The organism is Nocardia thraciensis, assembly GCF_054782435.1.
In genome coordinates this window covers 464,570-481,422 of record NZ_BAAGSM010000018.1, presented here as the reverse complement: position 1 = coordinate 481,422, position 16,853 = coordinate 464,570, and the positions used below count along the sequence as shown (strand labels likewise).

Annotated in this window: 15 protein-coding genes; 8 read left to right on the top strand and 7 right to left on the bottom strand. The window is 67.7% G+C overall.

Annotation, left to right across the window (positions count from 1 at the left end):
- The first annotated feature begins 15 nt into the window (after nucleotides 1–15).
- Nucleotides 16–780, top strand: coding sequence for a sulfite exporter TauE/SafE family protein (locus ACYVLQ_RS11605; protein ID WP_460697393.1), 765 nt, complete (start codon nucleotides 16–18; stop codon nucleotides 778–780).
- Here ACYVLQ_RS11605 and ACYVLQ_RS11600 read toward each other — a convergent pair whose 3' ends face one another.
- Nucleotides 781–1,866 (bottom strand): PLP-dependent cysteine synthase family protein, encoded by a 1,086-nt coding sequence (locus ACYVLQ_RS11600; RefSeq protein ID WP_460697461.1) that lies wholly within the window; start codon nucleotides 1,864–1,866, stop codon nucleotides 781–783.
- 469 nt (nucleotides 1,867–2,335) lie between these two features.
- Here ACYVLQ_RS11600 and ACYVLQ_RS11595 point away from each other — a divergent pair, with 469 nt between their 5' ends.
- On the top strand, nucleotides 2,336–2,980 hold the full coding sequence (locus ACYVLQ_RS11595; protein ID WP_460697392.1) for a hypothetical protein: 645 nt from the start codon (nucleotides 2,336–2,338) through the stop codon (nucleotides 2,978–2,980).
- A 6-nt stretch (nucleotides 2,981–2,986) separates the two neighbouring features.
- Here ACYVLQ_RS11595 and ACYVLQ_RS11590 read toward each other — a convergent pair whose 3' ends face one another.
- Genes ACYVLQ_RS11590 through ACYVLQ_RS11580 form a run of 3 tightly spaced genes read right to left on the bottom strand, consistent with a single transcriptional unit; the run spans nucleotide 2,987 to nucleotide 4,627 of the window.
- On the bottom strand, nucleotides 2,987–3,607 hold the full coding sequence (locus ACYVLQ_RS11590; RefSeq protein WP_460697391.1) for a LysE family translocator: 621 nt from the start codon (nucleotides 3,605–3,607) through the stop codon (nucleotides 2,987–2,989).
- Nucleotides 3,608–3,667: 60 nt separating this feature from the next.
- Nucleotides 3,668–4,276: a recombination mediator RecR gene (gene recR, locus ACYVLQ_RS11585; RefSeq protein WP_460697390.1), complete on the bottom strand. Its 609-nt coding sequence runs from the start codon at nucleotides 4,274–4,276 to the stop codon at nucleotides 3,668–3,670.
- A gap of 12 nt (nucleotides 4,277–4,288) precedes the next feature.
- Entirely contained in the window at nucleotides 4,289–4,627 is a 339-nt protein-coding gene (locus ACYVLQ_RS11580; RefSeq protein ID WP_460697460.1) for a YbaB/EbfC family nucleoid-associated protein, read from the bottom strand.
- 123 nt (nucleotides 4,628–4,750) lie between these two features.
- Here ACYVLQ_RS11580 and ACYVLQ_RS11575 point away from each other — a divergent pair, with 123 nt between their 5' ends.
- From ACYVLQ_RS11575 to ACYVLQ_RS11565, 3 genes are read left to right on the top strand one after another with little or no spacing between them, the layout of a single operon-like run.
- Nucleotides 4,751–5,338, top strand: coding sequence for a hypothetical protein (locus tag ACYVLQ_RS11575; RefSeq protein ID WP_460697389.1), 588 nt, complete (start codon nucleotides 4,751–4,753; stop codon nucleotides 5,336–5,338).
- 51 nt (nucleotides 5,339–5,389) lie between these two features.
- Nucleotides 5,390–6,211, top strand: a complete 822-nt coding sequence (locus ACYVLQ_RS11570) for a MerR family transcriptional regulator (protein ID WP_460697388.1) — start codon at nucleotides 5,390–5,392, stop codon at nucleotides 6,209–6,211.
- Nucleotides 6,212–6,225: 14 nt separating this feature from the next.
- On the top strand, nucleotides 6,226–6,573 hold the full coding sequence (locus tag ACYVLQ_RS11565) for a VOC family protein (RefSeq protein ID WP_460697387.1): 348 nt from the start codon (nucleotides 6,226–6,228) through the stop codon (nucleotides 6,571–6,573).
- A 4-nt stretch (nucleotides 6,574–6,577) separates the two neighbouring features.
- On the opposite strand, the gene ACYVLQ_RS11560 is transcribed toward ACYVLQ_RS11565, so the two are convergent.
- The gene (locus ACYVLQ_RS11560) at nucleotides 6,578–7,012 is read right to left on the bottom strand and encodes an SRPBCC family protein (protein ID WP_460697386.1); all 435 of its coding nucleotides are present in this window, start codon (nucleotides 7,010–7,012) and stop codon (nucleotides 6,578–6,580) included.
- Nucleotides 7,013–7,450: 438 nt separating this feature from the next.
- On the opposite strand from ACYVLQ_RS11560, the gene ACYVLQ_RS11555 reads away from it, so the two are divergent.
- The 3 genes from ACYVLQ_RS11555 to ACYVLQ_RS11545 all read left to right on the top strand — a co-directional run bounded on the left by ACYVLQ_RS11555 (nucleotide 7,451) and on the right by ACYVLQ_RS11545 (nucleotide 10,741).
- A complete protein-coding gene (locus ACYVLQ_RS11555) occupies nucleotides 7,451–7,747 on the top strand; it encodes a hypothetical protein (RefSeq protein WP_460697385.1) in 297 nt (98 codons plus the stop codon).
- A 247-nt stretch (nucleotides 7,748–7,994) separates the two neighbouring features.
- On the top strand, nucleotides 7,995–9,428 hold the full coding sequence (locus tag ACYVLQ_RS11550; RefSeq protein WP_460697459.1) for an FAD-binding oxidoreductase: 1,434 nt from the start codon (nucleotides 7,995–7,997) through the stop codon (nucleotides 9,426–9,428).
- Nucleotides 9,425–10,741 (top strand): class I SAM-dependent methyltransferase, encoded by a 1,317-nt coding sequence (locus tag ACYVLQ_RS11545; RefSeq protein WP_460697384.1) that lies wholly within the window; start codon nucleotides 9,425–9,427, stop codon nucleotides 10,739–10,741. The genes ACYVLQ_RS11550 and ACYVLQ_RS11545 overlap by 4 nt, the downstream gene beginning before the upstream one ends.
- 179 nt (nucleotides 10,742–10,920) lie before the next feature.
- On the opposite strand, the gene ACYVLQ_RS11540 is transcribed toward ACYVLQ_RS11545, so the two are convergent.
- Both ACYVLQ_RS11540 and ACYVLQ_RS11535 read right to left on the bottom strand, forming a co-directional pair.
- The gene (locus ACYVLQ_RS11540; protein WP_460697383.1) at nucleotides 10,921–14,517 is read right to left on the bottom strand and encodes a protein kinase domain-containing protein; all 3,597 of its coding nucleotides are present in this window, start codon (nucleotides 14,515–14,517) and stop codon (nucleotides 10,921–10,923) included.
- Nucleotides 14,518–14,687: 170 nt separating this feature from the next.
- Entirely contained in the window at nucleotides 14,688–16,835 is a 2,148-nt protein-coding gene (locus tag ACYVLQ_RS11535) for a 3-hydroxyacyl-CoA dehydrogenase NAD-binding domain-containing protein (protein WP_460697382.1), read from the bottom strand.
- Between the last annotated feature and the right edge of the window lie 18 nt (nucleotides 16,836–16,853).

Here is a 16,853-nt window from a genome sequence, read left to right as displayed (position 1 = left end):
GGCCAAGAACTGAGCATGACCTTGCTGGAGCAATTGGCCGTGTTCGGGGCAGGTATCGCGGCGGGATGCATCAATACGATCGTGGGCTCCGGCACGCTGATCACCTTTCCCGTGCTGCTTGCGCTGGGCTATCCGCCGGTGACGGCCAATGTCTCGAACACGATCGGCCTGGTGCCGGGCGGGCTCAGCGGTGTGGTGGGCTACCGGCGCGAACTCGCCGGGCAGCGCGACCGGCTGCTCCGGCTCGGCGCGGCATCGCTGCTGGGCGGTGCGGCGGGGGCGATTCTGCTGTTGAAACTCCCCGCCGAGGCGTTCAAGGCGATCGTGCCGGTGCTGATCATCGCCGCCTTGGTACTGGTGGTGGTGCAGCCGCGGCTGTCGAGATGGGTCAGGCGACGACGAGAGGCCGACGGCAGCGCACCCGAACACGGCGGGCTGCTGCTGTGGCTGGCGGTGCTGGCGACGGGCGTGTACGGCGGCTATTTCGGCGCGGCTCAGGGCGTGCTGCTGATCGGGCTGCTCGGAATATTCGTGCACGAGGAACTGCAGCGCCTCAACGCCGTGAAGAACTTCCTGGCGCTGCTGGTGAACGCCCTGTCGGCGCTGATCTTCATATTCATCGCCGATGTGGCCTGGCAGGTCGTCGCCCTGATCGCGGTGGGCTCGATCATCGGCGGGCAACTGGGGGCGACGGTGGGGCGGCGGATGCCCCCGGCGGTACTGCGCGGGGTGATCGTCGTGGTCGGCATCATCGCGGTGGTACGACTGCTGACGACCTGACTACAGGCTTCCGGTTTCGAGGAAGGTGCGCAGCCGGGACTGCCAGGGCTCGATGTCGATGCCTTGGGACGCAAGCCAATCCGTGGAGTAGTACTTGTCGATGTAGCGGTCGCCCGGATCGCAGAGCAGGCCGACCACGCTGCCCTGTCGCCCGTCGCGCGCCATTTCGGACATGATGTGGAAGGCGGCCCACAGTCCGGTGCCGGTGGAGGCGCCCGCCTTGCGGCCGATCAGGTCCTCCAGCACCTGGATCGCGGCGATGGCCGCGGCGTCGGGGACGTGGATCATGCGGTCGATCGCGGGGGCGACGAAGCTGGGCTCCACGCGCTGGCGCCCGATTCCCTCTATGCGCGAACAGATCTCGGTGGTGACGGTGGGATCGTCGTCCCGCCAACCGGGGAAGAATGCCGAATTGTCCGGGTCGGCGACGCAGATGCCGGTCGCGCGGCCGGTGTAGCGGATGTAGCGGGCGAGGGTCGCCGAGGTGCCGCCGGTGCCCGCCGTCGCGACGATCCACGCCGGTTCCGGATGCCGCTCCTCGGCGAGCTGGTGGAAGATCGACTCGGCGATGTTGTTGTTGCCGCGCCAGTCCGTGGCGCGTTCGGCGAAGGTGAATTGGTCCATGTAGTGCCCGCCGGTCTCGCGTGCCAGGCGCGCCGCCACATCGTAGACCTCGTTCGCGTTGTCCACGAAATGACAACGCCCGCCGTGGAATTCGATCAGCCGCACCTTCTCCCGGCTGGTGCCGCGCGCCATCACCGCAATGAACGGCACCCCGATCAGCCGGGCGAAATAGGCCTCGGAGACCGCGGTCGAACCGCTGGACGCCTCGATCACCGGGCGGTCGGGGCGAATCCAGCCGCTGCACAGCGAATGCAGGAACAGCGAGCGCGCCAGCCGATGCTTCAGCGACCCGGTCGGATGCGTCGATTCGTCCTTCAGATACAGGTCCACCCCGGGCACCGCGGGCGTCGGCACCCGCAGCAGGTGGGTGTCGGAGGAGCGCCGCATATCCGCCCGCACCTTGGCGACCGCCTCGGCCTGCCAGCGCCGGTGCTCCGCGTCGTACCGATTGATGTCGACCATGCCCGGCTCGGCGCCGGTGGGTGTGACGGCGGCTGTCATGCGCACTCCTCGCCCTGAAACCCGTGGAGGTAGAGGTCGATGATTTCACAGCGGCCGGTACCGGTTGCGGAGGGGTTGCCCTACCGGACCTATCGTGCGCCCGGCCGTCACGGGGGCTTCCGGACAACCGCGGACGACACGCTGTCAGGGTCGCGAGCCTGTCGGACGGGAATGGTAGACCGATAGTGCGGACGGTCTTCTCATAGGAGGTCTTCATGCACGTGCGGGTCTGTCTCTCCTGCGATTCGGCGCTCGACCATTGCCACGGCACGCTTGTCGTACACCGCGACAGGTCGGTGGAGTGCACCGATGCGGACTGTTACGACGCCGACCATTCCCGGCACGCCTTCGTCGTCGATTGTTTCGACGTGGCCGGAGGCTGCGGCTGTGCGGTCACGGAGACCTGCACCGGGCCCCGTAGCCTGGCCGGGTGAGCTACGACCACGTACTACTGCCGTCAGGCGCCGCCGCGAGCCCCGACGAGGTCGACGCGTATCTGACCGCCCAGCGGGGGCTACCGGAGGCGGAGACGGTGACCCAGATCGCGGCCGAGCTGAACAAGCGCAACGAGCAACTGCCCGAGCCCGACAGCTTCCTGGCGAACCCGCCGGTCGGCGGCGCCGAAACCGGTGCGGCACTGTATGTTTCGAGCCCCTACGATGCGATCGGCCACCTGCGCGGGCTGCTGTTCGATCTCGCCACGCCGCGCGGTTACGCCGTCTACGACCCGCAGCTCACCTGGCTGATCGATCCGGCCGGGCTCGTCCCGGTCATCGTCAGCCACGGCGGTGCGGGCGAATTCCCGTATCTCACCGAGGTCCTGATCCACGACTGGATCCCGAACCTGGCCCCGCCCAATCCGTATCTGATCGTCGAACGCGCGCCCCAGGACTACATCCAGACGTTCCGCGACGGCGCGGGCGCCTACACGCTCGAGTACCGCGACGGTTCCCCCGAGCGGCATTTCGGCACGCGGCTCACCGACGCCGCCCAGGTGGCCGACCTCATCTGGGACTGGACCACCGGCGACCGGACCCGCCTCGACGCTCTGGACTGGCAGTCCGTCGAACTCTGAACTCACCTACTGGTTCTGGAGAGCGAGGCGGCCCGCGAGAGCGAGGAACGACGCGCCGAATACGCGACACAGCCAGGTGGTGATGGCGGGGCGGTCGATGACATGGCGGCGCACCGCGGCGGCGCAGGCGCCGTAGGCCGCGAACACCAGGAACGTCGCGAGCATGAAGACCCCGCTGAGTTCCAGCATGCGCGGCAGGGCGTGCGCCTCCTGCGGGCTGACGAACTGCGGCAGGAACGCGAAGAAGAAGATGGTCAGCTTGGGGTTGAGCAGGTTGAGCAGCACCGCCGACACGATCACCCGCAGCGCCGTGGGCGCGGGCCCGGACGCGCGCTGCTCATCGAGCGCGAGCGTCCCCCTGTCCCGGAACGTGCTCCAGGCCATGTAGAGCAGATAGGCGACGCCCAGATACTTCAGCGTCTGGAAGGCGATCGCGCTGGTGTTGAGCAGCGCTGCCAGGCCGGTGATCGCCGCGACCATGTGCGGAACGATCCCGAGCGTGCACCCGAAGGCGGCGATCACGCTCGCCCGCGTCCCCCGGCTCAGCCCCGCGGCCAGCGTATACAGCGCACCGGTCCCGGGCGTAACGACGATAACCAGCGTTGTCAGCAAGAACTCGGGACTCACCTCCGTGACAGTAACCGGAAGTGCCGTTTTCCGCTGTTCCCGGCGTGTTTTCGGCCGGGATCACAAGGTGCGGCGGCCCGAGAGGGCGCGGCCGAGTGTGAGTTCGTCGGCGAATTCCAGGTCGCCGCCCATGGGGAGGCCGGAGGCCAGGCGGGTGACGGTGAGGCCCGGGAAATCGCGCAGCATGCGGACCAGGTAGGTGGCCGTCGCCTCGCCCTCGGTATTCGGGTCGGTCGCGATGATCACCTCGGTGACGTCCACGCCGTCGTCCTGATTTCCGATGCGCGCCAACAGTTCCCGGATGCGCAGCTGGTCGGGGCCGACCCCGGACAGCGGATCCAGCGCGCCGCCGAGCACGTGGTAGCGGCCGCGGAACTCGCGGGTCCGCTCCACGGCCTGCACGTCCTTGGGCTCCTCGACCACGCAGATCAGGGTGCGGTCGCGCCGCGGATCGGCGCAGATGCGGCACAGCTCACCGTCGGAGACCGTGCCGCACGCCGCGCAGAACCGCACGCCGTCGCGGACCTTCTGCAGGACGGCCTGCAGCCGGTCGATCTCCGGCGGCTCCACCGACAGCAGGTGAAAGGCGATGCGCTGCGCGCTCTTCGGACCGACGCCGGGCAGCTTGCCCAGCTCGTCGATCAGATCCTGAACCGGACCCTCGTACACCTCGCGCCTCGATCAGAAGGGGAGGCCGGGCATGGAACCACCGCCCATGCCACCGGCCAGCGGGCCCAGTTTCTCCGCGGCCAGCTGCTGCGCGTTGGACATCGCGTTGTTGACCGCGCCCACGACGAGATCCTGCAGGGTCTCGACATCGTCGGGATCGACGACCTTCGGATCGATCCGCAGCGACTGCACCTCACCGGTCGCCTTGATCGTCACCTTGACCAGGCCTCCCCCAGCCTCGCCCTCGACCTCGGCCTCCGCGATCTCGGCCTGTGCGGCCATCACGGCCTCCTGCATCTGCTGGGCCTGCGCAAGCAGTGCCTGCATGTCGACCTGTCCACCGGGCTCCACGGGCTGTCCTCTCTGCGGGAAGTGGTTGTGCTCCAGCGTAGTCACGGTTGGGTCTACTCCCCTATCCACCCGGCGATAGCGATCTACGATCGAAGACGGGTCGGGTTACTGGTGGAGGCAGCAATGCGTGTAGACCGTGCGAATGTAGGCAAATCCGTCGCGCGTTCGGTGGCGCCGGTATGCCTGGCGGCGGTGCTCGCCCTGGTACCGGCCGCGATCAGCGCGCCCGTCGCGCACGCCGACGCCGACTACGGCGGCGGTTGTGCGCTGTACACAGACAACCCGCAGGCGACCATCATCGCGCTGCGCGATATCTGTTCCCCGGAGCAGCAGGACCGGATCTTCATGGATTCGGCCCCGGGGGCCGTGCCCAGCGGCGTCACCAACGGCTGGGTGGCGCGCCCGCCCGTCGTGGAGGCGATGGCGCCGACGTTCTGGCTCGGCAAGAAGTTCTACACCGGCCCCGACGGCGGCCGGTTGATGAACCGCATCACCGGCGCCGGAATCGAGGGGTTCCCCGCCAACGTCTACCTCGCGCCCTCGCTGATCGACGGGCAGCCGATGTGGGCACTGGACTACCAGCCCTCGGTCACCCCGCAGATCTGGGACGAGATCCGCGAGGTCACGCCGAACGTGTGGTTCGGCTACTCGTGGTGGAGAGGGGCGCTGCAGACGACCCCGCTGCTCACCTTCGTGCTCACCTACCCCTGACGCCCGGCGGCTGTTGACTCTCCACCGACTGGAGGGTGTTTGCTGTGAGTCATGACCGCGACAGTCTCCATCGGAGAATTTGCCCGGCTCACCTACCTGAGCGTGAAGACGCTGCGGTATTACCACGAGATCGAGCTGCTGGAGCCCGTCACGATCGACCCCGGCTCCGGGTATCGGCGCTACTCGACCGGGCAGGTCGCCGAGGCGCACCTCATCCGGCGCCTGCGTGACCTGAACATGCCGCTGCCGGAGATCCGCACGGTACTGGCCGCGCCGGACCGGGCGGCGCGCGACGAGGCGCTGCGCGCGCACCTGGAACGCATGGAGGCGGAGCTGGCCCGCACCCGCGACGTGGTCGCATCGCTGCGGGCCCTGCTGCTGCCGAGCGCGCCGATCGCGGTCGAATACCGTTCCGTCCCCGCGTTTCCCGCGCTGTCGATGACCGATGTGGTGGCCACCGCGGGCATCGGCGACTGGTGTGGCGTCGCCTTCGACCGGCTGTTCGGACTGCTGGACGCGGCGGGTGTGGCGCCGGCGGGCATCAGCGGCGCCACCTACTCCCCCGAATTCTTCGAGAACGAGGTGGGCCAGGTGGTCGCGTTCGTACCGATCACCGCGGCCGACCGCGAGCGGCTCGCGGATGCGAAAGGCGCTGCCGTGATCGAACTTCCGGCCCGGCGCTTCGCGATCGCCGTGCACGCCGGGCCGTTCACCGATTTCGACCGCACCTACGGCACGCTGGGCAGCCATGTCGCCGAGCACGACACCGCGCTGCACGAGCCCATCCGGGAGATGTACGTCGTCTGCCCGGACGACGTCGACGACCCCGAGACGCTGCGCACCGAAGTCTGCTGGCCGGTCGGCCAGCTCTGAAGAGAGGAAAACCCATGCCGCCCAGGCTCGTGAACATCACCATCGACTGCACCGACGCGGCCGCGCTGGCGCAGTTCTACGCGGAACTGCTGGAGCAGCCGATCGATCCGGAGGCGAACGCGGAGTTCGCGACGATCGGCCGCGAGACCCTATCGCCGACGCTGATGTTCCTGCGCGTCCCGGACCGGAATCCGGGGAAGAACGTCGTCCACCTCGATCTGGCCGCGACCGACTGGCGCGACCAGATCGAGCGGGCGATCTCGTTGGGCGCCAAGCACATCGCCGATTTCGACGAGTACGGGATCACCTGGTCGACCCTCGCCGACCCGGAGGGCAACCTGTTCGATATCGCGAAGGGTTGACGAGCTAGGAGAGTTCCTTCTTCAGGTTCTCCAGCACCTCGGCCTGAATCTTCTTCAGCCCCAGGGGTGCGAAGATGCCCTCGAAGAATCCGGCGACGCCGCCGGCGCCCTTCCAGCTGGTACGGATCGTGACCAGCGAACCGGTGCCCGACGGCGTCACCGTCCAGGTCGTCACCAGCGTGGAGTTCGAATCCCGCTCGGTCACCATGGAATCCGATACCGACACCACCGCGTGCACGTTGCGCGACCGCTTCTCGGTGGCCTGCAGCGTCCACTCGGCGACGGTGCCCGCGCCCTTGCCGCCCTCGAGCACCTTGTAGTCGTGATAGTGCCCGGAGAGGATGCGGGGGCGCACCGTCTCGTAGTCGGCGATCGCCTCGAGTGCGCGCTGCGGATCGGCCGGAACGACGATCGAACTGGAGGCGTTGACCTGTCCCACTGTGAACTCCTTGTTTGAGTCTGCGGTGTGCACGTTGACTACCGCCGGGCCATGCTACGCCGCGGTCCGGGGCCGCCGGGTCGCCAGCGTTACCGGGGCCACCTGCGTCACCACCGGCAAGCACGAATCCACCTCTGCGATGGCGGATCCCGGCCGAAAGCATGCCGGGAAATAGAGGAGGGAAGCGCCTCGCCGGAACTGGAGAGCGCGGGCCACGTTGCCGGAACTGGAGAGCACGGGCCACGTTGCCGGAACGGGAGAGTGAGGCGTCTTGCCGGTGAGGTCGGCGAGTTGGTGCGCACCGGGATCCCGAGGGTGATTTCGCGTGGATGTTCCTGGATGTGGCGTTAGGCTGCGACGTGGCCCCGGCTATCGGGAGCCGGTATCGAGCGAAATGCAGGGGGGAACATGGTGAAGGCTAAGCGGAGCGTTGGGGCGGTGGTTCTGTGGTGTGCGATCGGGCTGGTGGCCGGAGTGGTGCCGTTGGGGTACGGCATTCATGGTCTGGTCACCTCCGGGAAGGTCACGTGCGACAACCGGGTGATGAAGCCCGGTGATACCTGCACCACCAAGAAGCGCAAGCGCGGCATGACCACCCGCAGCTACCAGGAGCAGAAGAAGCGGGATCGCAATTCCGCCCTCATCGCGCTCGGCATCGGGTCGGTGGTCACCCTCGGCGTCGGCACGCTGCTGGTCGTCGGGTTGCGCAGACCGGACGAGAATCCACAACCCTGATCGTCGATCGGTGATCCGCGTCCCCATCGGTCGCGGGCACACATGTCGACGGCGGCCGCTGTGCCCGGAAACCCCGGAAATCACACAGTTAGACCCGCTAATTACCGCCGTGAGCTGCGTGGAAGCCTTCGAATCGGACATCGGGACAATTCCCCAACGCTGTGCAACATGTGCGTGAAAATTCGGACGGATAGGTACCCTCACAGTGGCCTCTCTTTTCGGAGAGAGATAGCGTCATGGGGTGGCAGTGAGTCTGTTGGGGAAGGCCGGCCGCGCACCGGCCGCACACGAATCAGGATTTGCCGCGCATCGGGCGGGGGTGGACCGACTGCTGGCGAGTTATCGCGCCATACCTCGGGACGCGAACGTGCGGCTGGCCAAGAAGACGTCGAACCTGTTCCGCGCCCGGGCCAAGAACCCCGCACCCGGCCTCGACGTGTCGGGCCTGACCCGGGTGATCGCGGTCGACCCGCAGGCCGAAACGGCCGACGTGGCCGGTATGACCACCTACGAGGACCTCGTCGCCGCGACGCTGCCGTACGGGCTGGCGCCACTGGTGGTGCCGCAGCTGAAGACGATCACGCTCGGCGGCGCGGTCACCGGCCTGGGCATCGAGTCGACCTCGTTCCGCAACGGTCTGCCGCACGAATCGGTCCTGGAACTCGACGTGCTGACCGGCGCGGGAGAAATCATCACCGCGACGCCCGAACAGCACGCCGATCTGCTGCGCGGATTCCCGAACTCCTATGGCACGCTCGGCTATTCGACCCGGCTGAAGATCGAACTGGAGGCCGTGCAGCCCTACGTGGCGCTGCGGCACGTGCGCTTCCACGATCTGAAAGAGCTGGAAGCGGTGATGGCGCAGATCGTCCTCGACCGCTCCTACGCCGACGAGCGCGTCGACTACCTCGACGGCGTCGTATTCACCGCCGACGAGAGCTACCTGATTCTCGGCCGCCAGACCGACGAGCCCGGCCCGGTCAGCGACTACACCGGAATGGACGTCTACTACCGCTCCATCCAGCACGACTCGAAGCAGCCCAAGCGCGACCGGCTGACCATCCACGACTACTTGTGGCGCTGGGACACCGACTGGTTCTGGTGCTCGCGAGCCTTCGGCACGCAGAACCCGAAGATCCGCCGACTCTGGCCCCGGCAGTACCGGCGCTCCAGCTTCTACTGGAAGCTGATCGCCCTGGACCACAAGTACGACATCGCCGACCGGCTCGAGGCCCGCAAGGGCAATCCGCCACGCGAGCGCGTGGTGCAGGACATCGAGGTGCCGATCGAGCGAACCGCCGAATTCATGCGGTGGTTCCTCGACGAGATCCCGATCGAACCGGTGTGGCTGTGCCCGCTTCGATTGCGTGACACGGGGCATACCACCGATGAACGCCCCTGGAGCCTGTACCCGCTGGAGCCCGAGCGCACCTACGTGAATGTCGGCTTCTGGTCGTCGGTCCCGTCCGTGCCCGGGCAGCAGGAGGGAGCCGCGAACCGCGCCATCGAGCGCAAGGTGTCCGAGCTGGACGGGCACAAATCCCTGTACTCGGATTCCTACTACGACAAGGATGAGTTCGCCGAGCTGTACGGCGGCGACGTCTATCCCGAACTGAAGAACCACTACGACCCAGATCATCGTTTGCTGGATTTGTATTCGAAGGCGGTGCAACGCAAGTGACCACGTTCAAAGATCGTTCCGACGTCTTCGCGGAACTGGGAACCAGGCTGACCATTGCCGAGATCTTCGAGACTCTGGTCGATGGCCCGGTGCCGATCCGGTTCACGGCCTACGACGGATCCAGCTGCGGCCCGGAGGATTCGCAGTACCGCCTGGACATCCGCACGCCGCGCGGGATCAACTACATCGCCACGGCCCCCGGCGATCTCGGCATGGCCCGCGCCTACATCTCCGGCGATATGCTCGCCGAGGGTGTCCACCCGGGCGACCCCTACGATTTCCTGCGCGCGATGAGCGACCTGAAGTTCCGGCGCCCGTCGGCACTGGCGCTGGTCACCATCGCCCGCTCGCTCGGCTGGGATGCGCTGAAGCCGATCGCGCCGCCGCCGCAGGAGACGCTGCCGCGCTGGCGGCGCATCGCGCTGGAGGGCCTGCGGCATTCGAAACACCGTGACGCCGAGGCGATTCACCACCACTACGACGTCTCCAACGAGTTCTACGAGTACGTGCTCGGCCCATCCATGACCTACACCTGCGCGGTGTACGGCGACGAGAACTGGACGCTGGAGCAGGCGCAGGAAAACAAGTACCGCCTGGTGTTCGACAAGCTGCACCTGAAGCCGGGTGATCGACTGCTCGACATCGGCTGCGGCTGGGGCGGCATGGTCCGCTACGCGGCCAAGCGCGGGGTCAAGGTGATCGGGGCGACCCTGTCCAAGGAGCAGGCCGAGTGGGCGCAGAAGAAGATCGCCGAGGAGGGCCTGCAGGACCTGGCGGAGGTGCGCCACTCCGACTACCGCGATGTGCCCGAGTCCGCGTTCGACGCGGTGTCGTCCATCGGCCTCACCGAGCACATCGGCGTGCACAACTACCCGGCGTACTTCGGCTACATCCAGAGCAAACTGCGTGACGGCGGCCTGTTCCTCAACCACTGCATCACCCGGCCCGACAACACCCGCACCACCAAGGCCGGTGACTTCATCGACCGCTACGTGTTCCCGGACGGCGAGCTGATCGGCTCCGGCCGCATCATCTCCGACATCCAGAACGTCGGCCTCGAGGTCCTGCACGAGGAGAACCTCCGCCCGCACTACGCCCTCACCCTGCGGGAATGGTGCAAGAACCTGGTCGCCAACTGGGACGACTGCGTCGCCGAGGTAGGCGAGGGCACCGCGAAGGTCTGGGGCCTGTACATGGCGGGCTGCGTACTCGGCTTCGAGCGCAACGTCATCCAGCTGCACCAGGTCCTCGGCATGAAGCTCGGCGAGAACCAGACCTGGGATGCCCCCCTGCGCCCCTGGTGGAACGCCTGACCCGGCCAAAAGCACGCCGGGGCACGAGGGTGGCGCACGCCGAGACACGAAGGCGACGCACACCCGGACACGAAGGTGACGCACGCCCGCACGAGAGTGACGCACGCCCGGGCACGAGAGAGTGATGCGTGCCGGGGGACGACGGTGATACGCACCGGGGACGGGAGGGTGGTGTCTTCTCAGAGGAGGGTGTCCAGGAACTTCTTTGGGATGTCGGGCATTTCGGCGTGTTCGGTGCCCAGGAGCATCTCGTTGCGGAGGGTGTGCAGGAGCGCGAGCACGCCGGGGCCCGCATCCAATAATGGCCGCGGCCATCCCAATTCGGCGCAGCGGGCCACCGCGGGGGCGAGGGTCGCGATGGCCTCGCCCGTCCAGCCCGCCGCGGACAGGCATTCGGCCAGCAGCAGGGCCGCGTCCAATTCCGCACGGGGACGGTGTTGTTCGGTCATTCGGCCGTACAGGGCACGCGCTCGCTTCACGGCGGAATCGCTGGTGCCGAGCGGAGCCAGGTCGTCGCCGAAGGCATCGGTGCCGCCGCGGTAGTGGTGGGCCAGCAGGGCGCGGATGGTGGCGATCTCCTCAGCCTCGGCCGTCAGGGCGGCCGCGCCCGTGCTGTGGCGCATGGGCCGGATCGCGGGCTCCGACCCCAGCAGTCCGGCCACCTGGTCGCCGGGCAGATCCAACCGGAGACGTTCGGCGCGGATGTGCGCGGCCAGCCGGGTCAGCTTGCGGTCGGCGGCGATTCGCGCGCCCTCGTCGAGCCGCCGGCCCGCGGTCTCCCGGTCGCCACGCACCGCCTTCACCCGCGCGCCCACCACGAAGGTGGTGACCATGAAGTCGACCGGCCCCACCCGGGCGACCAGTTGGTGGCTCTGGTCCAGCAGGGGTTCGGCCGCATCCAGATCGCCGCGTCGATAGGTGACCTCGCCGAGCAGCGCCGCCGCCACCCGCACCGCGTGCGACCGCGGGCCGGAGCGGTCCCGGGCGGTCTGCCACGCCTGCTCGAAACATTGTGTGGCCGTGTCGATATCGAGCTGTTCATAGGCGGCGGCGCCCTTGCCCAGCAGCCCGAAGACGATGCCCAGCGGGTCCTTGGAGCGGGCGTGGTACTGCGCGGCCCAGTCCTGCATGCCGCGCGCCCCCTCGAAGTCGAAGTCGCACAACCGCACGAACGACACAAGGTTGGCGGCGGTCGACACGGTCCACGGCGGCAGGTCGTCGGCCAGCCGCAGGCAATCCGAAACCTTGTCCAGCACACCGTCCGTGCGGTCGCGCGCGACCTGATCGGCGGCCGCCAGCACGGCGGCCTCACAGCGCTGCCGCACGGTCTCGGCATCGGAGGACGAGCCGCGCGCCAGCATGCTCGACAGCCGTCCCAGGGCGGTGCGGGCGGCGCCGGACTGCTGCAGGTTGGTATTGGCCCGGGCCAGCGCCATCAGCAGCTTGGATCGCGAAGCCACCTGCTGCACCGGCAGTTTCGACACCGTCCCCAGCAGCGTGGCCAGGCGCGAGGTGTCGATCAGATCCATGCCGCCGCTCTCCAGCAGGTCCAGCGCCATCTTCATATCGGCGGCCGCCAGCGCGTGCTCGACCGACTTGCGCACCAGCTGGTGTTCGGCGTACCAGCGGGAAGCCTTGCGGTGCAGCGACTTCAGCTTGCCGGGACGCACCCGCTCGAGCCGGGCGCGCAGCTGTTCGGCGAACAGCGGCTGGATCCGGAACCAGTCCGGGTCGTGGTCGACGCGGCTCACGAACAGCTCCCGCTGCTCGGCCTGCTCCAGCAGTTCCTCGGCGTCCGGTTCACCGCTCAGCGCGGCGGCCAGCGACCCGCTGACCTTCTCGGCGACCGAGACGGACATGAGGAACTCGAGCATGCGCGCGTCCAGCGTGTCGAGCACGTTCTCCGACAGATAGTCCCGGATCGCCTGGTTGCCGCCGGACAGGTGCGCGATGAGCTGGGCCGGATCGATCTCCCGCGACGCGCCGCCCGTCTCCGCCGGTCGGCCGCCGCGCAGCGACAGGCTGACCAGCTGGATCGCGGCGGGCCATCCGTCGGCCGCGTGGTGGATCTGCTCGACCTGCTCGTCGGTGAGGGGAAGGCCGTTGCGCTCCACCAGGATCTGCCGGGTCTCCGCGGCCGTCAGGCGCAGTTCGTTACAGCCGATCTCCACCAGTTCGTCGCGCACCCGCAACCGGCTCAGCGGCAGCCCGGTCTGCTCCCGGGTGGTAACGACGAAGCGCAGGTGATGACAGGCGTTGTCCAGCAACGCGTCCAAGGCCCGATGCGCCCCCGGATCGGCGATCCGGTGCCAGTCCTCGATCACGACCACGACCGGCCGCCCGCCGGTGTGTATCTCGTCGATCAGCGTGGCGATGGCGTAGGGCACCGCCTCGGCGGGGCGCTCCTCCAACACCTGCTCGAGCCCGGCGCCGATATCGGGATACACCCGCCGGATCGCCTGCACGAGGTGGGCGAGGAACCACACCTCGTTGTCATCGTCGTGATCGATGCCGATCCAGGCCACCGCGGTCCCACCGGCGCTCAACTCGGCCCGCCACTGCGCCGCGAGCGTGCTCTTGCCGAATCCGGCCGGGCCGTGGATCACCGCCAGCCGACGCCGATCGGCGGCCCGGAGGATATCCAGCAGCCGCGGCCGCGCCGCCGGCTCCCGCGCCGGTGTCGGCGGCCGGAATTTCGTCGCGGCCGTGGGCGGCAGCGTGGCCGTCGGGTGCGCTGCCTCGGCTGGGTGGCGCGTCGCCGGCCCGCGCGCCGCGGTCAGCAGCGAACGCGAACGCAGCGACGGATGCGCCTGCTGCCCGCCCTCGCTCTCGCCCTCCCGGACGGGGGCCAACAGCGCCATCTCGTCCGGCAACTGCCCTTGGTCGTGTTGCACTTTCCGCAGCAGCTCGCCCAGCTCCAGCGCCGACTCCGGCCGGTCTTCCGGCTCGGCCGACATCGCACGCTCGATCACGCCCGCCACCGCCGGGGGAATATCCTGCTCCCGCAGATCCGGAATCGGCTGGGTGGTGATGCGCAGGAACTGCGCCACGATCTTCTCCCCCGACTGCCGTTCGAATGCCGCATGCCCGGTCAGCAACGCGAACAAGGTGGAGCCCAGCCCGTATACGTCCGAGCGCACGGTCGGTTCCTCGCCTTTGAGCACCTCGGGGGCGGTGAATGCCGGGGAGCCGGTGATCATGCTGGTGGAGGTCCGGAATCCGCCCGGGATGCGGGCGATGCCGAAATCGGTCAGCTGCGGCTCGCCGTAGCGGCTCAGCAGTACGTTGGCGGGCTTCACGTCCCGATGCAGTACGTCCACCCGGTGCGCGCTCTCGATGGCGCCCGCCAGCTTCACCCCGACCCGTAAGGAATCCGCCCAGGTCAGCGGGCCGTGATCGCGGACCACCTGTTCCAGGGAACCATGCGCGGCATAGGGCATCACGATGAACGGCAACCCGCTCACGGTGACGTCGACCTGCAGGATGTCGACGATGTTGGGATGGCCGGACAGTCGGCCCATCGCCTGTTCCTCGCGCAAGAAACGCTCGCGGCTCTCGTCGTCTATCTCCGAGGACAGCACCTTCACCGCGACGGTCCGATCCAGGGCGCGCTGGGCACAGCGATAGACGACCCCGAAGCCGCCGCGCCCGATCTCCTCGGCATCGAACAACCCCATCGCCGCCAACTCGTCGGCGATGCCTATCTGTGGGTAACGCTGGGTGTTCGATTCGGCGGGAGTATCGGTGCTGCGGACCTTGCCCGTGTGTGGGTTCATTGGACCACCTCGAACTCATCCGCGCTGACTCCAACGTAGCGCGGAGATCGGTGGTGCGGTGGAAATTCAGCCCGCGTGTGTGAGGACCGACCAGTCCCGGCGAAAGCTCTTCGCACGCAATAGGGCCCGGACCACGAGATCCGTGATCCGGGCCGTACCGGGGCCGAGCGCTACTTACGCAGCGAAGCCGGAACCTCGAACCGCTTGCCGTACTTGGCGGCCAACTCGTCCGCGCGGGCCACGAAGGCCTCCTGTCCACCCGGGTAGCCGACGATGAACTGGTGCACGCCACCGGTCCAGGCCGGATACCCGATACCGAAGATCGAACCGATATTCGCATCGGCCGTCGACGTCAGCACACCCTCGTCGAAACACTTCTGCGTCTCGATGGCCTCGATGAACAACTGCCGATCGATCAGATCCTGGAACGGCGCCTTGTCCTCGGTACTGGTCTTGAAGTGCTCACGCAACCCCGACCACAGACCCTGACGCTTCCCATCCTCGTCGTACTCGTAGAACCCGGCCTTCTCCAGACGACCCGGACGACCCTGCTCGACCATGTAGTCGATGACATCCTGCGCCGGATGCCGCTCCGCGCCCAGCTTGGTGTCGCCCGCCTTGGCCGCCTCCAGGGTCTCCTTCGCGATCTTCTGCATGAGCTTCATGTTCAGCTCATCCGACAACTGCAGCGGCGCCGCCGGATACCCCGCCTGCAGACCCGACTGCTCGATCGTCTGCGGGTCGATACCCTCGTTCAACATCGCGATCGCCTCATTGACGAACGTGCCGATCACCCGCGAGGTAAAGAAACCACGGCTGTCGTTGACCACGATCGGGGTCTTGCGGATGGCCAGGGTGTAGTCGAACACCCGGGCCAGCGCCTCGTCGGAGGTCTTCTCACCCTTGATGATCTCCACCAGCGGCATCTTGTCGACCGGCGAGAAGAAGTGGATGCCGATGAAGTCCTGCTCGCGCTTCACGCCGGTGGCCAGGCCGGTGATCGGCAGTGTCGAGGTGTTGGAACCCAGCAGCGCGTCCGAGGTGACGATGTCCTCGATCTCCTGGAACACCTTGTGCTTGAGCTCGGTGTTCTCGAAGACGGCCTCGATCACGAAGTCGACGCCCGCGAGATCCTTGGCCTCGGCGGTCGGGTGGATGCGATCCAGCAGCGCCTTGGACTTCTCCTCGGTGGTCTTGCCGCGCGAGAGGGCCTTCTCCTCGATCTTCACCGAGTAACCCTTGCCGCGCTCGGCCGCCTCCTGCGAGACGTCCTTCAGCACGACCTCGTACCCGGCCTTGGCCGAGACGTAGGCGATCCCCGCGCCCATCATGCCCGCGCCGAGTACGCCGACCTTCTTGATCTCCTTCTTCGGCACGTCCTTCGGACGCGAACCACCGTTGTTGATGGTCTGCAGGTCGAAGAAGAACGCCTGGATCATATTCTTCGCGACCGGCCCGGTGAGCAGGTTGACGAAGTACCGCGACTCGATCAGCGACGCGTTGTCGAAGTCGACCTGCGCGCCCTCGATGGCCGCGGCCATGATGTTCTTCGGGGCGGGCATGTTGGCGCCCTTGAGCTGCTTGCGCAGGTTCGCCGGGAACGCCGGGAGGTTGGCGGCCAGCGACGGGGTGGACGGGGTGCCACCGGGGATCTTGTAGCCCTTGACGTCCCAGGGCTGCACACCCTTGTCCGGGTTGGCCTTGATCCACGCCTTGGCGGCCGGGACCAGCTCCTCGACCGAGCCGACGACCTCGTCGACCAGGCCGATACCCTTGGCCTTCGCGGCGTTGAACTCGTTGCCCTGCAGCAGGATCTGCATCAGCGCGTTCTGGATGCCGAACATGCGCACGGTGCGGGTGACGCCGCCACCGGCGGGCAGCAGGCCCAGCTTCACCTCGGGCAGGCCGATCTTGAGGCCCTTCACGTCGGCGGCGATGCGGTGGTGGGTGGCCAGCGTGATCTCCAGGCCGCCGCCGAGCGCGGCGCCGTTGATGGCGGAGACGACCGGCTTGCCCAGCTGCTCCAGGCGGCGCAGCGCGCCCTTGATGACGGTCAGCTCCTCCATGATGCCCGCGGCGTCCTCCGGCCCGGTCTTCATCATGTTCTTGAGGTCACCGCCGGCGAAGAAGGTCTTCTTCGCGGAGGTGAGGACGACACCGGTGATGTCGTCCTTCTCGGCCTCGAGCCGCTCGACGGTGGCCTGCATCGAGCTCTTGTACAGCTCGTTCATCGTGTTGGCGCCCTGGTTCGGGTCGTCCATGGTCAACACGACGATGCCGTCGGCGTCCTTCTCCCAGGCGATCATGTTGTCGGTCATGTGTTTTCGTCTCTCCTG

Coding starts and splice junctions, on each gene's coding strand:
- ACYVLQ_RS11605 (WP_460697393.1), top strand. CDS start 16: ATGACCTTGCTGGAGCAATTGGCCGTGTTCGGGGCAGGTATCGCGGCG.
- ACYVLQ_RS11600 (WP_460697461.1), bottom strand. CDS start 1,866: ATGGTCGACATCAATCGGTACGACGCGGAGCACCGGCGCTGGCAGGCC.
- ACYVLQ_RS11575 (WP_460697389.1), top strand. CDS start 4,751: ATGCGTGTAGACCGTGCGAATGTAGGCAAATCCGTCGCGCGTTCGGTG.
- ACYVLQ_RS11570 (WP_460697388.1), top strand. CDS start 5,390: ATGACCGCGACAGTCTCCATCGGAGAATTTGCCCGGCTCACCTACCTG.
- ACYVLQ_RS11565 (WP_460697387.1), top strand. CDS start 6,226: ATGCCGCCCAGGCTCGTGAACATCACCATCGACTGCACCGACGCGGCC.
- ACYVLQ_RS11540 (WP_460697383.1), bottom strand. CDS start 14,517: ATGAACCCACACACGGGCAAGGTCCGCAGCACCGATACTCCCGCCGAA.
- ACYVLQ_RS11535 (WP_460697382.1), bottom strand. CDS start 16,835: ATGACCGACAACATGATCGCCTGGGAGAAGGACGCCGACGGCATCGTC.